An 18180-nucleotide genomic window follows, 5' to 3' on the forward strand; every position below is an offset into this window, starting at 1 on the left:
CGCGAATGTCCGACGAGTTGACGAGGTAGCCGTGCGTGTCGTTCATCGTGTCGACGAGATGGTCGCGACCTCCCGGGCGCTGCGGGCGGCGGGTCGCCCCGTCGCACTCGTGCCAACCATGGGCGCGCTGCACGACGGCCACCTGTCCCTGGTCGCGGCCGCGATCGACCGCGGCTTCGAGGTCGTCGTCTCCATCTTCGTGAACCCGTTGCAGTTCGGCCCGAGTGAGGATTTCGACCGCTACCCCAGGACGCTCGCGGTCGATCTCCATCTGCTGCGCGGCACCGGAACCCGCGTGGTCTTCGCACCGACCGCGGGCGAGATGTATCCGAACGGTCGGCGCACCACGGTGCGCCCCGGACCGACGGGCAGCCGGCTGTGCGGTGCGACGCGGCCGCAGCTGTTCGGCGGCATGCTGACCGTGGTGGCGAAACTGTTGCTGATCACCCGCCCGGATGCGGCGTTCTTCGGCGAGAAGGACTACCAGCAACTCGTGCTCATCCGGGAGATGGTCGCCGACCTGGATATGGGGATCGAGATCGTCGGGGTGCCCACCGTGCGGGAGGCCGACGGTCTGGCGATGTCGTCTCGGAACCGGTACATGAGCGCCCGGGAGCGAGCGGTGGCGGTCGTGCTGCCCGCCGCACTCACGGCGGGCGTGCGGGCCGGGGCCGAGGGCGGCGACGCGGTGCTCGCCGCCGCCGACGCGCTGCTGTCGGCCGATCCCGGTGTGGCCGTGGAATATCTGGAACTGCGGGACCCCGAGCTGGGCCCCGCACCCGCCCACGGTGACGCGCGCCTACTGGTGGCGGCGCGCGTGGGCGCGACCCGGCTGATCGACAATATGGCGGTGCAGCTGCCTACTTCGACAGGGGCATGACCTGAATCGTGGACATGGCCGTCGCCACCAGTTTGCCGTTCGCGTTGACCGCCTCGGCGGCGATGTACATGACCGACTGACCGCGCTTGCGCACCGTGGCGGTCAGCGTCAGCTGCTCACCGACGAATACCGGGCGCAGGAAGTGCGTCGTCAACTCCATACTCGTCGTCGGATTCCGGGCGGTCAGGTAGCCGAGTGGCGCCATCAGATCGTCGAACATCGCGGCGAGGAAGCCACCTTGCAGCAGTCCCATGACATTTCCGTACTTCGCGGCCACCGTCACCGTGGCCGACAGCGACTTGCCGGGAACGAATTCCGCGAAGCGCATCTCCAGTGTCGTCGTGGACGGCGGCGGCAGCTTCAGTTCGACGCCCGGCGGGACCGGGAGATGGTCGAACAGTGCGAGGGCGTGCTTCATGATCTCGTCGTGGCCGGTGATCGTGGTGTCATCGCTCATGGTCGGCTCCTTCATGGTGTCGATCGCGACTGGTGGTGAACATGGGTAAAGGCGGCGTAGCGTTCCGGCGTGAGTTCCGCGTAGGCGGGGTCGGTTCCGTCACGCACGTAGACCGGTTCCCCCGGTTGCGGGGCAAAGCCCTCGCGCTGTCGCGACAGTTTCGAAACCTTAAGTGTCGCTGTGGTTTTCAGTGAGGAGCATACCCGAATGAAGACCGGCCGCGCAGCCGATGGCAGGGCCGCGTCCAACCGCGCGGCGATCGCCGCGCCGTCGAAACGGGCTCCCTCGGCGAGGACGATGGCCGCCATTCCGGCCCGCCCCTCACGGCCGGGCACCGGTACGCCGTACACCATGGCCTCCGCGATGCCGGGGCACCGCACCAGCTGCTCCTGCACCTCGGTGGTCGAGACGTTCTCGCCCTTGTACCGGAAGGTGTCACCCAGCCGGTCCACGAAGAACAGATTCTTCCGATCGTCCAGTCGGAACAGATCACCCGTGACGAACAGCGCGTCGCCGTCGCGAAAGGCGTCGGTGACGATCTTGGCGCGGGTCGCCTCGGGGTCGCGATATCCAGCGAAGGGGGTGCGCTCGCGGATCGGGCCGAGCAGCATCCCGACGTCCCCCGGCCCGCAGCGCACCAGACGCCCGCGCTCACGCACGAAATCGTCCCGCTCGAAATCCCATCGCGCGAGGGTGCCGCCGAGGCGCAACTTCCCGACCGATCCGACCGTGCCGGACAGGTTGAGCGTGGCGATATTCCCCTCGGTGGACGCGTACATCTCGACGATTCGGCCGATGTCGAACCGTTCCTGGAGCGTGGCCCAGATATCGGCCTGCAACCCCTGGCCCACGATCACCCGCACCCGGTGCCGGTTGTCGTACGGGCCGGGCGGCGTGTTGACCAGATACCGGCACATCTCACCGATGTAGTTGAAACCCGTTGCCCCGAAACGGTGGATGTCGTGCCAGAACCCGCTCGCGGAGAACCGACGGCCCAGCGCCAGGGTCGAGCCGTGGGTGAGGACGCTGGCCAGCGGGATCACCAGGGCGTGGGTGTGGAACAGCGGCAGGCAGTTGTACACCACATCCCCCGGTTCCAGCCGCCACGCCAGCGCACCGAGCACCCGCCCGACGCTGGTCAGCCGCTGGTAACTCATGACGGCAGCCTTGGGCAGCCCCGTCGTGCCGCTGGTGAAGACGTACGCGCCGGTGTCACCGAGGGCGTGACCGGCGGTATCGACCGGATCGGTGACCGTCTCGCTCGGTACGAACAACGCCAGCCCGGCTGTGTCGCAGTCGGTCTCGTCCAGATCGGGGTCCGGGTCCACCGAGCAGCCACCGGCCAGCTCGCCCGGCAGCCGGTCCCGGATCGCCAGGAAGGCGGGCAGGCACTCCGAGCCGACGACCACCCGCCGCGCACCGCACACCGCCAGGGCGTGCGCGAGCCCGTCCCCGCGCGATTGCGTATTGACCAGTGCCACAACGACACCGAGCTTGCCCGCGGCCAGATAGTGCCAGAGGAATTCCGGCCGGTTCTCCATGATCAGGGCGAGCACGTCGCCCTTGCGCAGACCCGCGGCCCGATACGCGTGCGCGATGGCATTGACGAGGCGATTGGCGTGCGCGTAGTCGAATCGCCTGTCCGCGTAGAGCAGGAACGGGTGCGTCGGCCGGGTGCGGGCGCGCCGTTCCAGCTCGAGCGCGAGCGTCCGGTTGGAGCCCGCGCCCTCGAGCAATCCCCGGGCGAGGACCGCGAACGAGCCGATGCGGTGGGTCGGCACGTCAGGCGCCCTCCGACAGTGCCGCCGCTTTCGCCTGGTCGGCCGAGACCATCGCCTGGAAGTAGAGCTGCCGCGCGACCTCGGCGACCAGATCCCAACGCTCCCAGGTCATCGGCGTCGGTTCCTTGTCCGGCACGAACCGGTACCGCGACAGGTCCTCGATACCCTTGAACCGCGCCAAGATCTCATCGTCCAGCAGCGAGTTGCCGGTGAAGGTCGCCGGATCCTGTTCCAGCACGGCCAGTATGGCGTCCACCACGATGTCCTCGGTTCGCCAGTCCTCGGGGCTGCCGATGCCGAGGTTCTGCGTCGCCAGCGTCCCGATCAGCGTGCGCGTCCAGATCGTATTGCAGGCGATGCCGTCCGCCGCGACCTCCTTGCCCAGCCCGAGCGTGAGCAGGGTGGCATTGAGCTTCGACGACATGTACGCCACCTTGCCGCCCATGTGCTGAATCCCCTCGGGATCCAGCGGTGGGCTCAGATTGACGATGTGTCCCCAACCGCCCTCGCGCATATGCGGAATGCAGTGGTGCGCGAGCAGGAACGGCGCCCGGGCGTTGATGGCCATCACCAGGTCGTACCGTTTGTGCGGGGTGCCCTCGACGGTCTGCAACCACATCGCCCCGGCATTGTTGACCAGGATGTCCACCCGGCCGAAGCGCTCGACGGTCCGGTCGACCAGGTTCTTCAGGTCCGCCTCGGAGCGCACGTCGCAGCGCACTCCCAGGGCCTGCGCACCGCGCTGTTCGACCTCGCGGACCGTCTCGGGCACGGTGCCGGGCAGCCGCCCACCGGCCTCCATCGTCTTCGCGCCGATCACGACATTGGTGCCCCGCTCGGCCAGGGCCAGCGCCAACGCCTTGCCGATGCCCCGGCTGCCGCCGGTGATGATCGCCACCCGATCCTGGAACTGGGTCACATTCCGCTCCTCTCGCTCGTCATCGCGGTCACTCGGCGACCGCCACCGCGGGCTCCCGCTGGGGGAGGTCGTACTGTTTGCCGACTTCCTGCTCGAACGACTCCGCCCACGCCTCCAGGCGGTCGACATTGCGGCGCATATCGCGGAATGCCTGGGTGGCGGTCTTGTCGGTGAGCAGGTCCAGATGCAGCTGAGCGCAGATGGGTATCTTGCTGTACTCGACGAACAGGTACTTGTCCGGCTGCGGGGCCTGCGCCGCGAAGGCCCGCAGATTCGCCTGCATGCGGTGCTGGATGCCCTGGAATCTCGTCGCGATGGGATGGAACTCCGCCGCCGCGTCCTCGTTCGCGATCAGACCGTGGAACAGCAGCGACGACGGCAGCGCCCAGTAGAACGAGGTATCCCACATCACCTTGGTGAACATGGCGGGCGCGCTGCCGAAACTGGGATAGTTCTCGTGGTACATCGCCAGGTAGTTGGGCCACAGATCCTCGAGCATGAGCCGGTTGTAGGTCGCGGCGACATCCGCGGTGAGCCGACCCGCGCGGTCGAGTTCGATGAGCCGCGTGGTGATGTGGTTGGTGTAGGCGATGAAATCCGAGCCGGGACTGTAGAAGGCGTCCAGGAAGACCGCCGCCTCACCGAGGCAGGCCCACCGGTGATGCGAGAAGATCTGCCGCGAGCCGTAACTCGCATTGCGCATGCGCAGGAAGTCGATGGGCTCGGCGTCCCGGATGAAGGTGGCCAATGTCGGCTCGTACTCGGCGAGCCATTGCCGCGCTTTGGCTTCCGTGGCGTAGCTGCTGAACGGGTGGATGCGCTCGTCGGTCACGAGGCCGATGCTGGTGTTACCCGACGACAGCGGGATCATCCACACCCAGTACCCCGCGCCCATCAGGTGATTGGTCGAGAACCACCGGCGCTCCTGCGTTTTCGGCCGCCAGGTGAGACTGGTGGTGTCGGTCATCCGCTCGACGTCGTATTCACCCCGGAACCGCCACCACACCGCATTGATCTTGTGCGGGCTCGGGGTGCCCAACTCCAGCTTGCGTTGCAGCAGTCGCCGCCGACCGGTCGCGTCCACCACGAACCGTGCCCGCACCGCCCGGTCGCCGCCCACGCCGGGCACCTCGATGTGCACGACGTGGTCGTCCTCGCCGGTCGACAGGTCGACATCGACCACCTTCGCCTGCTCGACCAGGTCGACGCCGAGTTCTCGTACCCCGCGCCGCAATTCGCGTTCGAAGATGCCGCGGTCGATCTGGTACGACGGCACCCGCGGGAACCGCCGGGCGCCCAGCTCGGGCCGCGCCTCGAACGGGCCGTGCGCGTCGCCGAAGAACATGCGCAGCCCGAGCTTGTGCAGGTGCCGGGTATTGAAATGCCCGGCGAGACCGAGCTGTTCGGTGAAGTAGTGCGCACCGCCCTCGACGGTCGCCTCCCCCACCTTGTAGGCGCCGTCGGGGATGACGTCGCCCGCCGTGCGCTCCACCACCAGTACCGACAGCTCGGGCATGGCGCGCTTCAGCTGTCTCGACAGCGTCAGCCCCGCCAGTCCACCGCCGCATACCACCACGTCGTACCGCTCGGCCGGATTCGTCAGTGCCGGATTCGTCCTTGCCGGATTCGTCATGTCAGCGTCCTTCCACCAGGCTCGTGAAACTCGGGAACGCGTCCTCGGCGGACAGCTCCGCCGCGATGGTGCGCATGACCCGCGGGTCCGGGTTCTGGATGAACAGATGCCCGCCGGGCACCGTGGTGAGCGAGAACCCGCCGCTGGTCAACTTGCCCCAGCCCTCCAACTGCGATTCCTCGAACACCGGATCGTCCGCACCGCGCAGTACGGAGATCGGGGCGCGCAACGTGTAGCCGTTGTGGAACCGGTAGTCGCCCAGCATCTTCAGATCCGCGCGGATGGCGGGCAGCCAGTGCATGATCGCCGCCTCCTCCTCCACGGGGATGTCGAGCAGCTTGTTGTCCCGCAGCACCGCCAGCACCCGGCTGTCGGATTCGCTCGCCAGGTCGAAGCCGTCGCGCACGTGGTTCAGGTTTCGCACGTAGTCCTCGACCAGAACCGGCGAGGGCCAGCCGCCGATGATGAGCTTCATCGGCACCTCGTTGTACTGCTGTTCGAGGTATCGGGTGAGCTCGTAGGCGAGCAGTCCACCCATGCTGTGCCCGTAGACGACGAAGGTGCGGTCCAGGTAGGGCAGCATGGCCTCGGCCAGCTCCGCCACGAACTCCGGCATGGCGTCGATCGGCACGTCCTCGATCCGGTCCTCCCGGCCCGGGAACTGGATTCCCACCACCTCCACCGTTTCCGGCAGCTGGTTGGGCCACGGGGTGAACACCGAGGCCGCGCCGCCGACGAAGGGCAGGGCGAACAGGCGCACCGACGCGGTGTTGGAGCGGCCGACCACGGTGCGGATCCAGCGCTCCGGTCCGGTGGCCGGAGTCGTTGCGGTCCCGGATGTCTCGCCCTGCAACTGGGCGAGTACCTCGTCCGCGAGCTCGACGATGCTCGGACCGCGCATCAGACCCATGGTCGGGAAGTCGATCTCGAGGTGTTTGGCCAGCATATTGCGGATCTGGCCGGCCATCAGCGAGTCCATCCCGAGGTCGGTCAGCCCGGCGTCCTGGGCCAGGCGCTCGACCGGCATGTCGAAGATCCGGGAGATCTGTTGCGACAGTGCCGTAACCAGTCGCGGCGCGCGCTCGGGCTCCGGGAGCTCGAACAGTTCGGCCCGCAACCCCTCGGTGCCGAACGCCGCCGCGGTGCCGGCGGTGGACTGCGCGGTGAGATGGGCCAGACGCGGCGAGCTGCGCACGATCGGCATCACCTGATTCATCTTCGCCCAGTTCACGCCGAAGACGCTGGCGCGGTTGACACCGTGGGCCTGGCACCGGCCGATGAAGTCCAGCGCGTGGTCGGGCGAGATCGGGGTCCAGCCCAGCCAGGAGAGCGTGTCGAGCTTGTTGCGGGCGACGAATCCGACCTCCGCGATGGCGCCCCAGTTGACCGTCAGGGCGGGCAGGCCCAGTTCCCGGCGGTGCAGTGCCAGGGCCTCCAGGAATCCGTTGGCCGCGGCGTAGTTCGCCTGACCCGGGGTGCCCACATTCCAGCTCATGGAGGAGAACAAGACGAAGACGTCCAGATCCAGCGACCGGGTGTGGTGGTGCAGATGCCAGGCGCCGTCGACCTTGGGCCGCACCGCGCGCAGGAAGTCCGCCTCGGTCATGGTGGCCAGCGGCCCGTCCGCGATGACCATGGCGGCGTGGTAGATCCCGCGCAGCGGCGGCAGCGACGCGATGCGTTCCAGCAGACCCTCGACCTCCGCCTCGACCGAGACGTCGGCGCGTTCGAGCACCACGGTGGCGCCCGCGGCGCGCATGGCCGCGATGGGTTGCTCGTTCTCCGCGTCGACCTCAGCCCGGCGGCCCACCAGCACGACGGTGCGCGCGCCGTTGCCCACCAGCCACTGTGCGGTACGCAGGCCGAAACCCGTATAGCCGCCGGTGATCAGGTACGTGCCGTCGGCGTCCACGGTGACGGCGTCGGTGGCGGTCGGATAGACCAGGACCTCGTCGGCGGGCTCGTAGGCGACGACGACCTTGCCGATCTGCTTGGCGGTGGCCATGTAGCGGAACGCCGACGCCACGTCCGCGGCACCGAATTCGGTGTGCGGCAGCGCTGGCAGCGTCCCCGCGGCCACCCGGTCGAGCACGGCCGTCATGGACTCCCGGCACAGCGCCGGGTCCTCCAGCAGCATCCGGTCGATATCGACGGCCGAGTAGCTGAGGTTGTTGCCGAACGGCTTCAGGCCCAGCTGGTAGTTGTCGTAGATATCCTTCTTGCCGATCTCGATGAATCGGCCCCGGGGGCGCAGCAGTTCGAGACTCTTCGGAATGGTCTCGCCCTGAAGGGAATTGAGCACCAGGTCGACGCCGTCGCAGCGCTGCCGGATCTCGTCGGCGAAGGCCAGCGACCGCGAGTCGAAGACCTCCGCCACGCCCAGCCCGCGCAGGTAGTCCCGCTTCTCCTGGCTACCCGCCGTGGCGAGTACGGTCGCCCCGACGGCATGCGCGATGTGGACCGCGGCCAGACCGACGCCACCGGCGGCGGCGTGCACGAGTACCCGCTCCCCCGCCCGCAATCGGCCCACCTCCATCAGCGCGTACCACGCGGTCAGATAGGCCATCGGCAGGGTGGCGGCCTCGACCGCCGACAGCTGCTCCGGCGAGGGGTAGACGCGGCGCGCGTCGGTGACCACGGACGACCCGAAACAACCTCGGGCGAAGGCGATCACGCGATCACCGACCGCGATGCCCTCGACCTCGGGCCCGACCGCCGTGACGACGCCGGCGCACTCCACGCCGAGGTTCTTCTCGTAGAATCCGCCGAAGGTCGCTCCCTGCGACAGTGCGCCGAGGGTCAGCATGATGTCGCGGAAGTTCAGTCCGGTCGCCTCCGGCCGGATGGCGACATCGGTCGGGCCGAGGTCGGGCCGCGGCTGCCGCTCGTAGCGCAATTCCTCGATTCCGGGCTCGGCCGGGACGGACAGCGCGAACGGGGTGTCGTCCGACACCCGGGCGGGGGTCGCGACCGATGCCTCGAACTCGGCGAGCGAGAGATGCTCGAAGCGGTCGGTGTAGCGCATGTCCCCGCGGTAGGCGACCTCCTCCTCCGCGGTCCGCACGTGCAGGAGTTCATCGAACAGCTGCGCGGCCCGCCGCTCGGCGGTGGCGGCCGGATCGAAGTCGATGATCTTCGCACGCAGGCTGCTGTGCTCGCTCAACAGCACCCGGAGGATGCCCCAGCTCGGCAGCTGCGACACCGCGACGCTGTCGGCCCGCTCCACCAGTGGTCCCCCGGACGTGGCCACCCAGAAGCGTGGTGCCACCGGCTGATCCAACTTCTCGACGGCCTGCGCCAGCGCGATGACGCTGTAGGCGGCGTGACTCTCCACCTGGGCCAGCAGCTCGGTGGTGAGATCCGCCGCGGCGAAGTCCAGGTTCCACAGGTGCAGCACCCCGGCCACGGTCCCGGCGCGGTCGCGGACCTGCCCGAGTACGCGTTCGAGATCCGCGCCGCTGGTCGGATCCACCCGGAAGGCGCGGGTGTCGAGCTGTTCGTAGGCGTCGCCGCGGGTGACCACGACACTGTCCGCGGCGGCCGCCCCGAGCAGCGAGAGATACCGCTCGGCAACGCCGTCGGCGTCCGCCAGCACCACCCACGCGCCCGGCTCGACGCGCGGCTGATGCGGCTCCAGATCCACCTCGGGTGTCCGCGCCACGATGACCGAGCAGCCGGTCTGCTCCGGATCGGTCATATCGGAGAAGATCTGCACGTGTTCGAAGCCCGCGGTGGGCAGGAACTCCCGCCAGGTGGCCTCCGACATCAGGGGATAGTCGGGGCGCAGGTCGTGGTCGGCGAAGCGCCACCACCCATCGGTCATGCCGAAGGTGAGATCGACCCAGTGCGGCGGATTCGTCTCCTCGACGATCACCATCAGGCCGCGCGAGGTGAGCAGCCGAGTGACATTGTCCAGGGTGGTCCGCAGCTTCTCGGTGGCGTGCAGGACATTCGCCGCCACCACGATGTCGAAGTAGTGCGGATCGAAACCCTGCTCCTCGATATCGGTTTCGATATCGAGGATCCGGTAGTCCACGAAGTCGTGGTCGGCGAACCGCTGCCGCGCCTTACCCAGGAACAGCTGGGTGATATCGGTGAACACGTATTCCGCGCGGTCGGCGGGCAGTTCGGACAGTATCCACCCGGTCGTGCCCGCGGTGCCCGCGCCGATCTCCAGCACCCGTACCGGCCGATCGCTCGGCAGCCCGCGCACGCATTCCGCGACCAGTGCGGCGACGGTGCGGTTGCAGCGCTCGAAGGAGAACGACGACTCGTAGAGATCGACCACCGACTGGAACTCGCTCTCGGGGAAGATGAGCTCGATCGGATTGACCTCGTCGCGCAATACGGCGGCCTGCTGCGGGCCGCACCGCTCCAGCACCAGGTACTCGGCCTCGCATTCGGGATGCCGTTCGCGCAGCGCGGCGAGTTCGGCGGCCGTATCGACCCGGGCGGGAACCCGCTCGACCCGCCAGCCGTCCCCGTCCCTCCCGGTGATCCCGTGCCGGGTGCACAGTTCGAGCAGGCGAGCGAGGTAGTCGCGGTGCTTGTCGCGCACGCCCATCTCGCGGGCGACCTCGTCGAGGGTGAAGCGCCGTCCCGGCGCGAAGTCCATGCCCAGCTGGTGGAAGCCCTCGGTGACATAGGCCATGCACAGGCGGTTCATCTCCGCCTCGGTCACGGCGTGGTAGTCGCGATTGACCGACCAGTTCCGCACCTCGTCGAGGACGGGTGCGGCCGCCGCGCTCAGGGCCTCGTCCGCGGGCACGAAATCGGCGGGCAGCAGGGTCTTCGTGCGCACCGGGGCCGGATGCCACCGGTACTCGTAGAGCCACTGCAACAGCGCGTCGCGGTCCTCGGTGCTCTGGGTGATCGACTTGCCCTTGAAGCCCTCGAATTCGGCCACCAGCGTGCCGTCCTCGTTGACGAGCCAGAGATCGCCCTCGCAGTAGGCGAGATCGTCGAGGACGTGCGCGCGCCCGTAGCAGTAGACGCGGCTACCCGCCTTGGCATGGAAGCTGAAGCGCTTGACCTCGAACGGGATGTAGAGGTGCCTGTCCTCGGTATTCGGATCATTGCCCATGGCGATGGACAGCGACTGGAAGCAGGCGTCGAGCAGCGCCGGGTGGATGGTGTGGCGCGGCGCCTCGTCGGCCAGCGCCTCCGGAGTGTCGATGCGCCCGAGCGAACGCAGCTCGCCGTACTGGAGTTTGGTGATGGCCCGGAAGCTCGGTCCGAGTTGCAGGCCGTTGTTGCGGAATTTCGCGAACACCTTCTCCGGCTCGAACTCGACCGGGCAGTCCGCCCCGAATTCCGAGAACGGCACCGGCAGTTCGGTATCCGGTGCACCGCGACGCACCGTCCCGACCGAGTGCGCGACCCAGTCCTTGTCGCCGTCCTGGAGGCTGTACACGGTGAAGTGCAGCGATGGGGTCAGCACCACCTGGACCAGCGGCGCCGGGCGATCGTCGAAAACGAACAGCGGCCGCCGGAATTCGACGTTCTCGACGGAGTAGCGGCCCGGACCGAACGCGTCCTGCGCACAGCCGATGATCAGATCGAGATGTCCGGCTCCGGGGAAGACGATGGGCCCCTGGACGCGATGGTCCTCGAGCCACGGGAACACGGCGGTGTCCATGACGAACTCCCACACGTGCTTGTCCGGTTCGTCGGCGGCGAGATTGCGGGTCCCCACCAGCGGATGACCCAGCGACGGGAAGCGGTGCTCCCGGGAGACCGGGGTTTCCAGCCAATAGGTTTCGCGCTGCCACGGATAGAACGGCACCGGAACACGTTCGGAGACACCGTCGTACACGGCATCCCAGTCCGGATCGAATCCGTTCGTGTACAGCGTCGCCAGCGAGGACAGCAGGGTGACGCGATCGCTCTGCTTGCGGTGCAGCGACGCCACCGCCACGCCCTCGGCCTGCCGCCCAGCCAGCAGCTCGCCGATGGCGGTGGAATGGATGGGGTGCGGGCCCAATTCGACGAAGGTCAGGTGCTGGTCGGCGATGAGCCGATCGATGGTGGGCGCGAAGCGCACCGGCTCGCGCACATTGCGCCACCAGTACTCGGCGTCGAGCCCGCCGGTCGGCACCACCTCCGCGCTCACGGTCGAATACATCGGAATCTCGGCCGGACCCGAGGTGAGGCCGGACAGCGACGACAGCAGCTCATCGCGCAGCGGATCCATGTGGTGGCTGTGGAAGGCCACGCTGACCTGGAGCATGCGGCAGAAGATCCGGTCGCGTTCCAGTTCGACCCGAATCTCCTCGAGCGCATCGGGATCACCGGCCAGGGCGGTCGATTCCGGGCCGTTGAGCGCCGCGACCTCCACCCGCCCGCGATAGCCGGTGATACGCCGCTCCGCCTCGTGCGAGGGCAGGCCGACGGCCAGCATCTTCCCCTTGCCCGAGGCCCGCTGCTGCACCCGGCTGCGGTGGAAGATGACCCGCACCGCGTCCTCGAAGGTCAGGGCCCCCGACACGCAGGCGGCGGCCACCTCGCCGATGCTGTGCCCGACCACGGCCGCCGGGACGATGCCCCAGCTCTGCCACAGCCGTGCCAGGCCGAGCTGCACCGCGAAGACCGCGGGCTGCGCGATATAGGTCTCACCGATACGGCTGTCCGCCTCATCGCGGCCCAGTTCCTCGAGTACGCTCCAGTCGCCGTGTTTGCGCAGTTCGGCGTCGACACGCTCCACGGTCTGCCGGAATACCGAGCTCCGGCCCAGCAATTCGCGCGCCATGCCCCACCACTGCGGTCCCTGGCCGGAGAAGACGAAGGCCACGCCGGAGGTCTTGGTAGACCGCGCCCCGCTGTGCAGCGCCTCGGGCGCGGAGCCACGGGCCATATCGCGCAGGGCGTCGCGCAGCTCCTCGGTGGAGGTGCAGACCATGGCGAGCCGATGGTCGTGGTGGGAGCGGGTCCGTGCCTGTGCGGAGGCGATGGCGGTCAGATCGGCGGCGGGCCGCTCCAGGAATTCGGCGTAGCTGTCGGCGTAGGCCCGCAGCGCGTCCGGGGTCTTCGCGCTGAGCGTGAACAGCACGGTGGCGTCCACGCTGTCCCGGACCGGATCGGTGCGTTCCCCGTCGACGGGCAGCCCCTCCAGGATCACGTGAGCATTGGAGCCGCCGAAGCCGAACGAGTTCACCCCCGCCAGGCGCGGCCCGGCATTCGGCCACGGCTGCCGGGCCGTCGCCAGCCGCAGCCCCAAATCCGCGAAGGGGATGGTCGGATTCGGATGCTCCGCATGCAGATTCGCGGGGATCTCACCGTTCTTGACGACCAGGCAGGCCTTGACGAGGCCGACCATCCCGGCCGCCGACTCCAGGTGGCCGACATTCGACTTCACCGCACCGACAATGCAGGGGCCCTGGCCGTTTCGCCCGGCTCCCAACACCTTTCCCAGTGCCCGCGCCTCGATGGGGTCGCCCACGGGCGTTCCCGTCCCGTGCGCCTCGATATAACCGATATCGGTGGGCGCGACGCCCGCGTCCCGGCAGGCGTCGATGATCATCTGTGCCTGCGCGTCCTCGCTGGGCACGGACATGCCGTTGGTACGTCCGTCCTGATTCGTCGCGCTGCCGCGGATCACCGCGTAGATGTGGTCGCCGTCGGCGACGGCGGCGGAGACCGGCTTGAGTACGACGGTGCCCGAACCCTCACTGCGGATGTAGCCGTCACCGGATTCGCTGAACGATTTGCACCGGCCCTCGGGCGACAGGAACGTGCCCTGACTGAAGCCGATGGTCGCCTCGGGCAGCAGCAGGGTGCTGACGCCGCCGACGATGGCCATCGATGCCTCTCCGGAGCGGATGCTGCGGCACGCCAGGTGAATCGCGACCAGGGACGACGAACATGCGGTGTCCACCGTCATACTGGGGCCGCGCAGGTCGAGCAGGTACGAGACACGGTTGGCCACAATGCAGTTCGTGACACCGGTCATGGTGTGGCCACCGATGAGGTAGCGGTTCTCGGGGTTGAGCTGGATGATGCCGTAGTCGTGACCGGACACCCCGGCGTACACGGCGGTCTTCGTCCCGGCCAACTCCTCCGGGACGATGCCCGCGTCCTGCAGCGCTTCCCAGGTCGTCTCCAGGAACAGCCGCTGCTGCGGGTCGATCCGGGCAGCCTCGGTCGGTGTGATACCGAAGAAGTGCGCGTCGAAGGCGGTGACGTCGTCGACGTAGCCGCCTGTTCGGGTCCGCATATGTCCGGGCCGTCCGGCATCGCGGTCGTAGAAGCCCGCCGCCGTCCACCGGTCGTCGGGAACCTCGCGCACGCCGTCGCGTTCGTCGAGCAGGAGTCGCCAGAAATCGTCGACATTGCGAACGTGTCCCGGGAACCGGCAACCGATCCCCACGATGGCGATGCCCTCGTTCTCGGTCGGCATGGCATCGGTCGGGGAGATGTGAACAGAATTCATCGAATAGCCTCGCCTTTGTAACAGCACGCCTATCGGCAGATTTCACCTGCGGATCGATCGGATATCACGATCTGCTTCCGATGAAATCGTATGAGAATTACTTTTCGTCCACATCCCCCCGGCCGGGTGGAATGCCATGCCGGGTGGATTGCATATCAGCGGCCGTGGGAAATATATTCAGCCGGCGACGGATCGAGTGGAATCAGCGCGCCGCCCGAGTCGGACCGGCACGTTCCCATAGCCACGGAATGTGAGCTGCTGGCGCAGCCGCGGCGGCGCGGCCGCCCGCATATCGGGAAAGCGCTCGAACAGCGCCCGCAGTGCGTACGCCGCCTCCATTCGGGCCAGATTGGCACCGAAGCAGGAATGGACGCCACTGCTGAACGCCAAGTGCTCTTTGGCATTCGGACGGGTGATATCGAATCGCTGCGGATCGTCGAATACCGCGGGGTCGCGATTGGCTCCGGCCAGGGACAGCATGATCATATCGCCCGTATGCAACGGCACCCCCGCCAATTCGACATCGGTGAGCGCCTGGCGAGCCGTGATGAATACCGGCGGCTCATAGCGCAAAACCTCCTCGACCGCATTGGGCCACAGCTCCGGTTCCGCGCGCAATCGGTCCAACTGTTCGGGATGTCGCAGCAGCAGGGTGATGGCGCTGGCGATCAAATTGGCCGTGGTCTCGAAACCGGCGCCGATGATGATGCTGGCATTGGCCTTGAGCGCGTAATGATCCAATTCGCCGCTGGCGATCATAGTGCTGAGGATGTCCTCGCCCGGTTCCCGCCGCAGTCGATCGATGTGCTGGTCCAGGTAGTCGTTCAACTCCTGCGCCGCGCGCATGGCCCGGTGGTACCGGGGCCAGGAGATGCCGACATCCAGCATCGGCGTCATCTCCTCGCCCCAGAACAGGAACTTGTCCTGGTCGGAGTCCGGCATGCCGAGAATCTCGAAGATGATCGCGATGGGCACGCGCGAGGCGAAGGTCTCGACCAGGTCGACCGAGCCGCCGGAGGGCAGGGCGTCGAGCAGTTCCTCGGTGACGGTCTCCACCCGATCGCGCAGCCTGCCGACGGCGCGCGGGGTGAACGCCGAGACCACCGGCTTGCGCATCTTGGTGTGCTCCGGTGGATTCAACCGCAGCATGGCCGGTGGGTCGGCCGGATTCGCCGGTGGTGGAACGCGATTCGCGAACTTCTGCAGTATCGCCGGAATCTTGATGCGAGCGGAGCTGCGGACGCCGAACCTGCTGTCCCGCAGAATCATTCGAGCCAGCTCATAGTCACAGGTCGCCCAGGGCAGCGGAGTCTTCACCAGCCTGCCCTGCGCCCGGATGTGCTCGATGAACGGGTGCGGATCCGAGATCCCCTGCGGTCCCATCATTTTGGCGAAGGTGTCGCCGCGCATCGTCTGCACGCGCAGCACCAGCCGCGGCGCCCCCTGCAGTGACAACCAGCGCAACCAGTATTGCAGTGTCATTTTCTCACCTGCCCATGCTTTGGAGAATCGTAGGACCGTCGCAGCGGCGGACACATCCCCCCGATCGGGTGGGCGTGCGCCGTACCGACGTCACGACAGGAACTCGCGTTCGGTTCGCCGGAGCTCGTGATACGACCGTTCGATCTCGGCGGCCTCGGAGTGCACCAGAAACACCACCCCCGGAGAGGAATTCAGGTCGACCGTCGGCCTGGTCATCGCCCGGTCGCGGATCCGGAATCGCACGCTCTGGAAGGCCGGGAGACGTTCGAGCGCGGCGCGCAGGGCGGCCGCGGGCAGCGGCGTCGCCCGACGGGCGATGAGGTTCACACAGCGCGCCCGCTCGCGACGGACGTACACCGGCGGCTGCGCCGCCAGCACCCGACCGTCGTCCAGAAAGCAGTCCACGGTCAGGTCCACCTGATTCACCCCGGTGCAGCGGTCGAGCGCGCGCGGCTCGGCCAGACCGGACAGCCGCGCCCCGGTCTCCAACAGCACCGGCCCCTCGGCGGTGCGGATCAGCTCGGTGTGCGCGGGCCCGTTGGCCACACCGAGCGCGTCGAGCACACCGCGGACGTAGGCGAAGATCTCCGCCGCGTGCGGCTCCGACGGAGCCAGCAGATCCTCGTGGTCGTAGATGCGACGCTCGTCGTCCACGGTCGCCTTGTGACTGGCCCAGGCGTCGGTGATCCGGTGCACGCCGTCGCGGCTGACCGAGTTGACGACGTACTCCTGGCCGACCAGGTACTCCTGGGCCAGGACAGCCTCATTGGTGCGCAGCATCAGATTCGTCTTGCCCAGAATGGCGGCCACCGCGGCACTCACCTGCGCGTCGGTATCGGCGACGAAGACGTCCTCGGATCCGGCGCTGTCCAGTGGCTTGATCACGGTGCGCCGCAGGCCGCTGGCGCGCCGCCAGGCCAGCAGCTCCGCCGCCGTGGTGCCGCGGGTCTGCGCGGCGGTGCGCAGCCCGGCGGCGGCGACGGCCTCGAGCATGTGGAACTTGTCGCGCCGCACCCGGGAGCGGTGCGGATCATTGCCCCGCAGACCCAGTTTCGCGGCGATCTCGTCGGCCACCTCGACGCCGAATTCGCTGGCCGCGATGACCGCGATCGGATTCTCCTCGGCGAGTACGCGCAAGACCTCGTCGGCCCCGTCGGCGTAGCAGATGTCCGCGTCGAACTGGGTGACCGGCAGGCTGGCCGCGAAGACGGCGGGCAGATCGGCCCGCGAGCGGATGTGGATCAGCCGACAGCGGTTCCGCACCCGGGGCACCAGCAGCGCCCCGGTGGACAGTGCGTCCACCAGCACCACGGCGGCGGGTTGGCGTCGATGGGTCATGGGTTTCCCCTCGGAGGGATCAGGGGGCTGTCGTAGCGGTTCGCGACATGCTCGAGCATGGCGTAGAGCCGGTCGGATCCGAGTCGGCCGGAGGCGTCGGCGGCGGTGGTGCGGGGCAGCGGCAGCCGACCCAGCGCACCCCACCGCAGTGCGCCTCGATCGTCGATGACGCAGGTGGCCGCGCCCGCATTGTCGGTGTGCAGGCAGTAGGGCACATCGAGCAGACCGGACGCGAATGCCTCGACCAGCGCGTCCCCGACATCGGGGGCGAGGTCGAGCACGGCGTCGATGAGGGTCCGCGCCTCGTCGAGGATCTCCTCGAAATAGGCGTCGTCTCCGCTCTCCGTGTCCTCGGTCGGGGACGGTCGCCGGATCTCCGTGGCGGCGAGGCGCAGCGCCGCCACGTTCTCGGCGATGGACGGGATCTGCCACGCCTCCGACACCGTTTTCACGATCAGCCGTTCGCACCCGGCATCGCGGGCCAGCCGCGCGCTGTCGCGGATCAGCAGTTCCGCGCCGTCCGGTGTACGCGGAAACAGCCCCATGTAGGTGTAGAGCACCACATGCCAGGTCACATCGCCCAGATAGGTCGCGGCGAGGGCGCGCAGCGCGCGCAGGGCGCCGCGATCCTGTGCGGCCGACGTCCCCTGCGCGTAGCTGAACGACATGTGGCGCAGCCCGTGTCGCCGGAAGAAGCAGCCCTCCAGTACACCCATCGCCACCAGCAGCGAGGGCGGGCAGAGCTGGCCGAGCAGACAGCCCCCGAAACTCTCGATATGGCCGCGTTCGGTGTGGTCGGCGAGGAACCGGCAGCTGACCGCCCACGCCCGAACCGCTTGGCGCAGCGGCACTCTGCTGTAGGGCAGGCAGTAGGAGACCGGACCGCCCTCGGTCGCGTCCAGCCCGAGCTCGACCAGCCGCCGGAAGACGCCGAGCGGCAGCGCGGTGCCGTGCCGCACCTGGACCGGGAAGGCGGGACCGTACAGCCCGGCGAGCACGGCGGCCGTGCGCTCGACCGGATGGGAGACGATCGGATACCCGTTCAGTTCCTCTCCGGCGGCCAGCCGTTGCAATGGGGTCGTGTAGTCGCCGACGCGGGTGTAGCTGTCCAGGGTCAGCGTGCCGACGACCGGATAGTCCAGGGCGGCGACCCGGGCCAGCCCCGATCGCATGGTCGACACCGTGCCGAAGCCCATGCGCGGCTGGACCACCGGTCCCACACCGGCCCGGTCCGCCACGAAGCGGTCCAGATATCCGCTCAC

Annotated in this window: 9 protein-coding genes; 1 reads left to right on the top strand and 8 read right to left on the bottom strand. The window is 68.2% G+C overall.

The window, feature by feature from the left end:
* Positions 1-58 precede the first annotated feature (58 nt).
* Complete coding sequence (gene panC, locus FOH10_RS23440; RefSeq protein ID WP_143984282.1) at positions 59-880, top strand: pantoate--beta-alanine ligase; 822 nt, start codon at positions 59-61, stop codon at positions 878-880.
* Here panC and FOH10_RS23445 read toward each other — a convergent pair.
* The 8 genes from FOH10_RS23445 to FOH10_RS23480 all read right to left on the bottom strand — a co-directional run bounded on the left by FOH10_RS23445 (position 861) and on the right by FOH10_RS23480 (position 18180).
* Positions 861-1337, bottom strand: a complete 477-nt coding sequence (locus tag FOH10_RS23445) for a PaaI family thioesterase (RefSeq protein WP_186000566.1) — start codon at positions 1335-1337, stop codon at positions 861-863. The genes panC and FOH10_RS23445 overlap by 20 nt on opposite strands.
* Positions 1338-1348: 11 nt before the next feature.
* The gene (locus tag FOH10_RS23450; protein WP_186000567.1) at positions 1349-3118 is read right to left on the bottom strand and encodes a long-chain-acyl-CoA synthetase; all 1770 of its coding nucleotides are present in this window, start codon (positions 3116-3118) and stop codon (positions 1349-1351) included.
* Position 3119: 1 nt separating this feature from the next.
* Positions 3120-4037: an SDR family oxidoreductase gene (locus tag FOH10_RS23455; RefSeq protein WP_186000568.1), complete on the bottom strand. Its 918-nt coding sequence runs from the start codon at positions 4035-4037 to the stop codon at positions 3120-3122.
* Between the two features lie 28 nt (positions 4038-4065).
* Entirely contained in the window at positions 4066-5670 is a 1605-nt protein-coding gene (locus tag FOH10_RS23460; RefSeq protein WP_143982344.1) for an NAD(P)/FAD-dependent oxidoreductase, read from the bottom strand.
* Position 5671: 1 nt separating this feature from the next.
* The gene (locus FOH10_RS23465) at positions 5672-14098 is read right to left on the bottom strand and encodes a type I polyketide synthase (protein ID WP_143982345.1); all 8427 of its coding nucleotides are present in this window, start codon (positions 14096-14098) and stop codon (positions 5672-5674) included.
* A 177-nt stretch (positions 14099-14275) separates the two neighbouring features.
* Complete coding sequence (locus FOH10_RS23470; RefSeq protein WP_143982346.1) at positions 14276-15580, bottom strand: cytochrome P450; 1305 nt, start codon at positions 15578-15580, stop codon at positions 14276-14278.
* A 90-nt stretch (positions 15581-15670) separates the two neighbouring features.
* The gene (locus FOH10_RS23475; RefSeq protein WP_143982347.1) at positions 15671-16918 is read right to left on the bottom strand and encodes an ATP-grasp domain-containing protein; all 1248 of its coding nucleotides are present in this window, start codon (positions 16916-16918) and stop codon (positions 15671-15673) included.
* Positions 16915-18180, bottom strand: coding sequence for a methylaspartate mutase (locus FOH10_RS23480; protein WP_143982348.1), 1266 nt, complete (start codon positions 18178-18180; stop codon positions 16915-16917). The genes FOH10_RS23475 and FOH10_RS23480 overlap by 4 nt, the downstream gene beginning before the upstream one ends.

It is taken from the genome of Nocardia otitidiscaviarum (genome assembly GCF_007362295.1).
In the GTDB taxonomy this organism is placed as follows: domain Bacteria; phylum Actinomycetota; class Actinomycetes; order Mycobacteriales; family Mycobacteriaceae; genus Nocardia; species Nocardia otitidiscaviarum.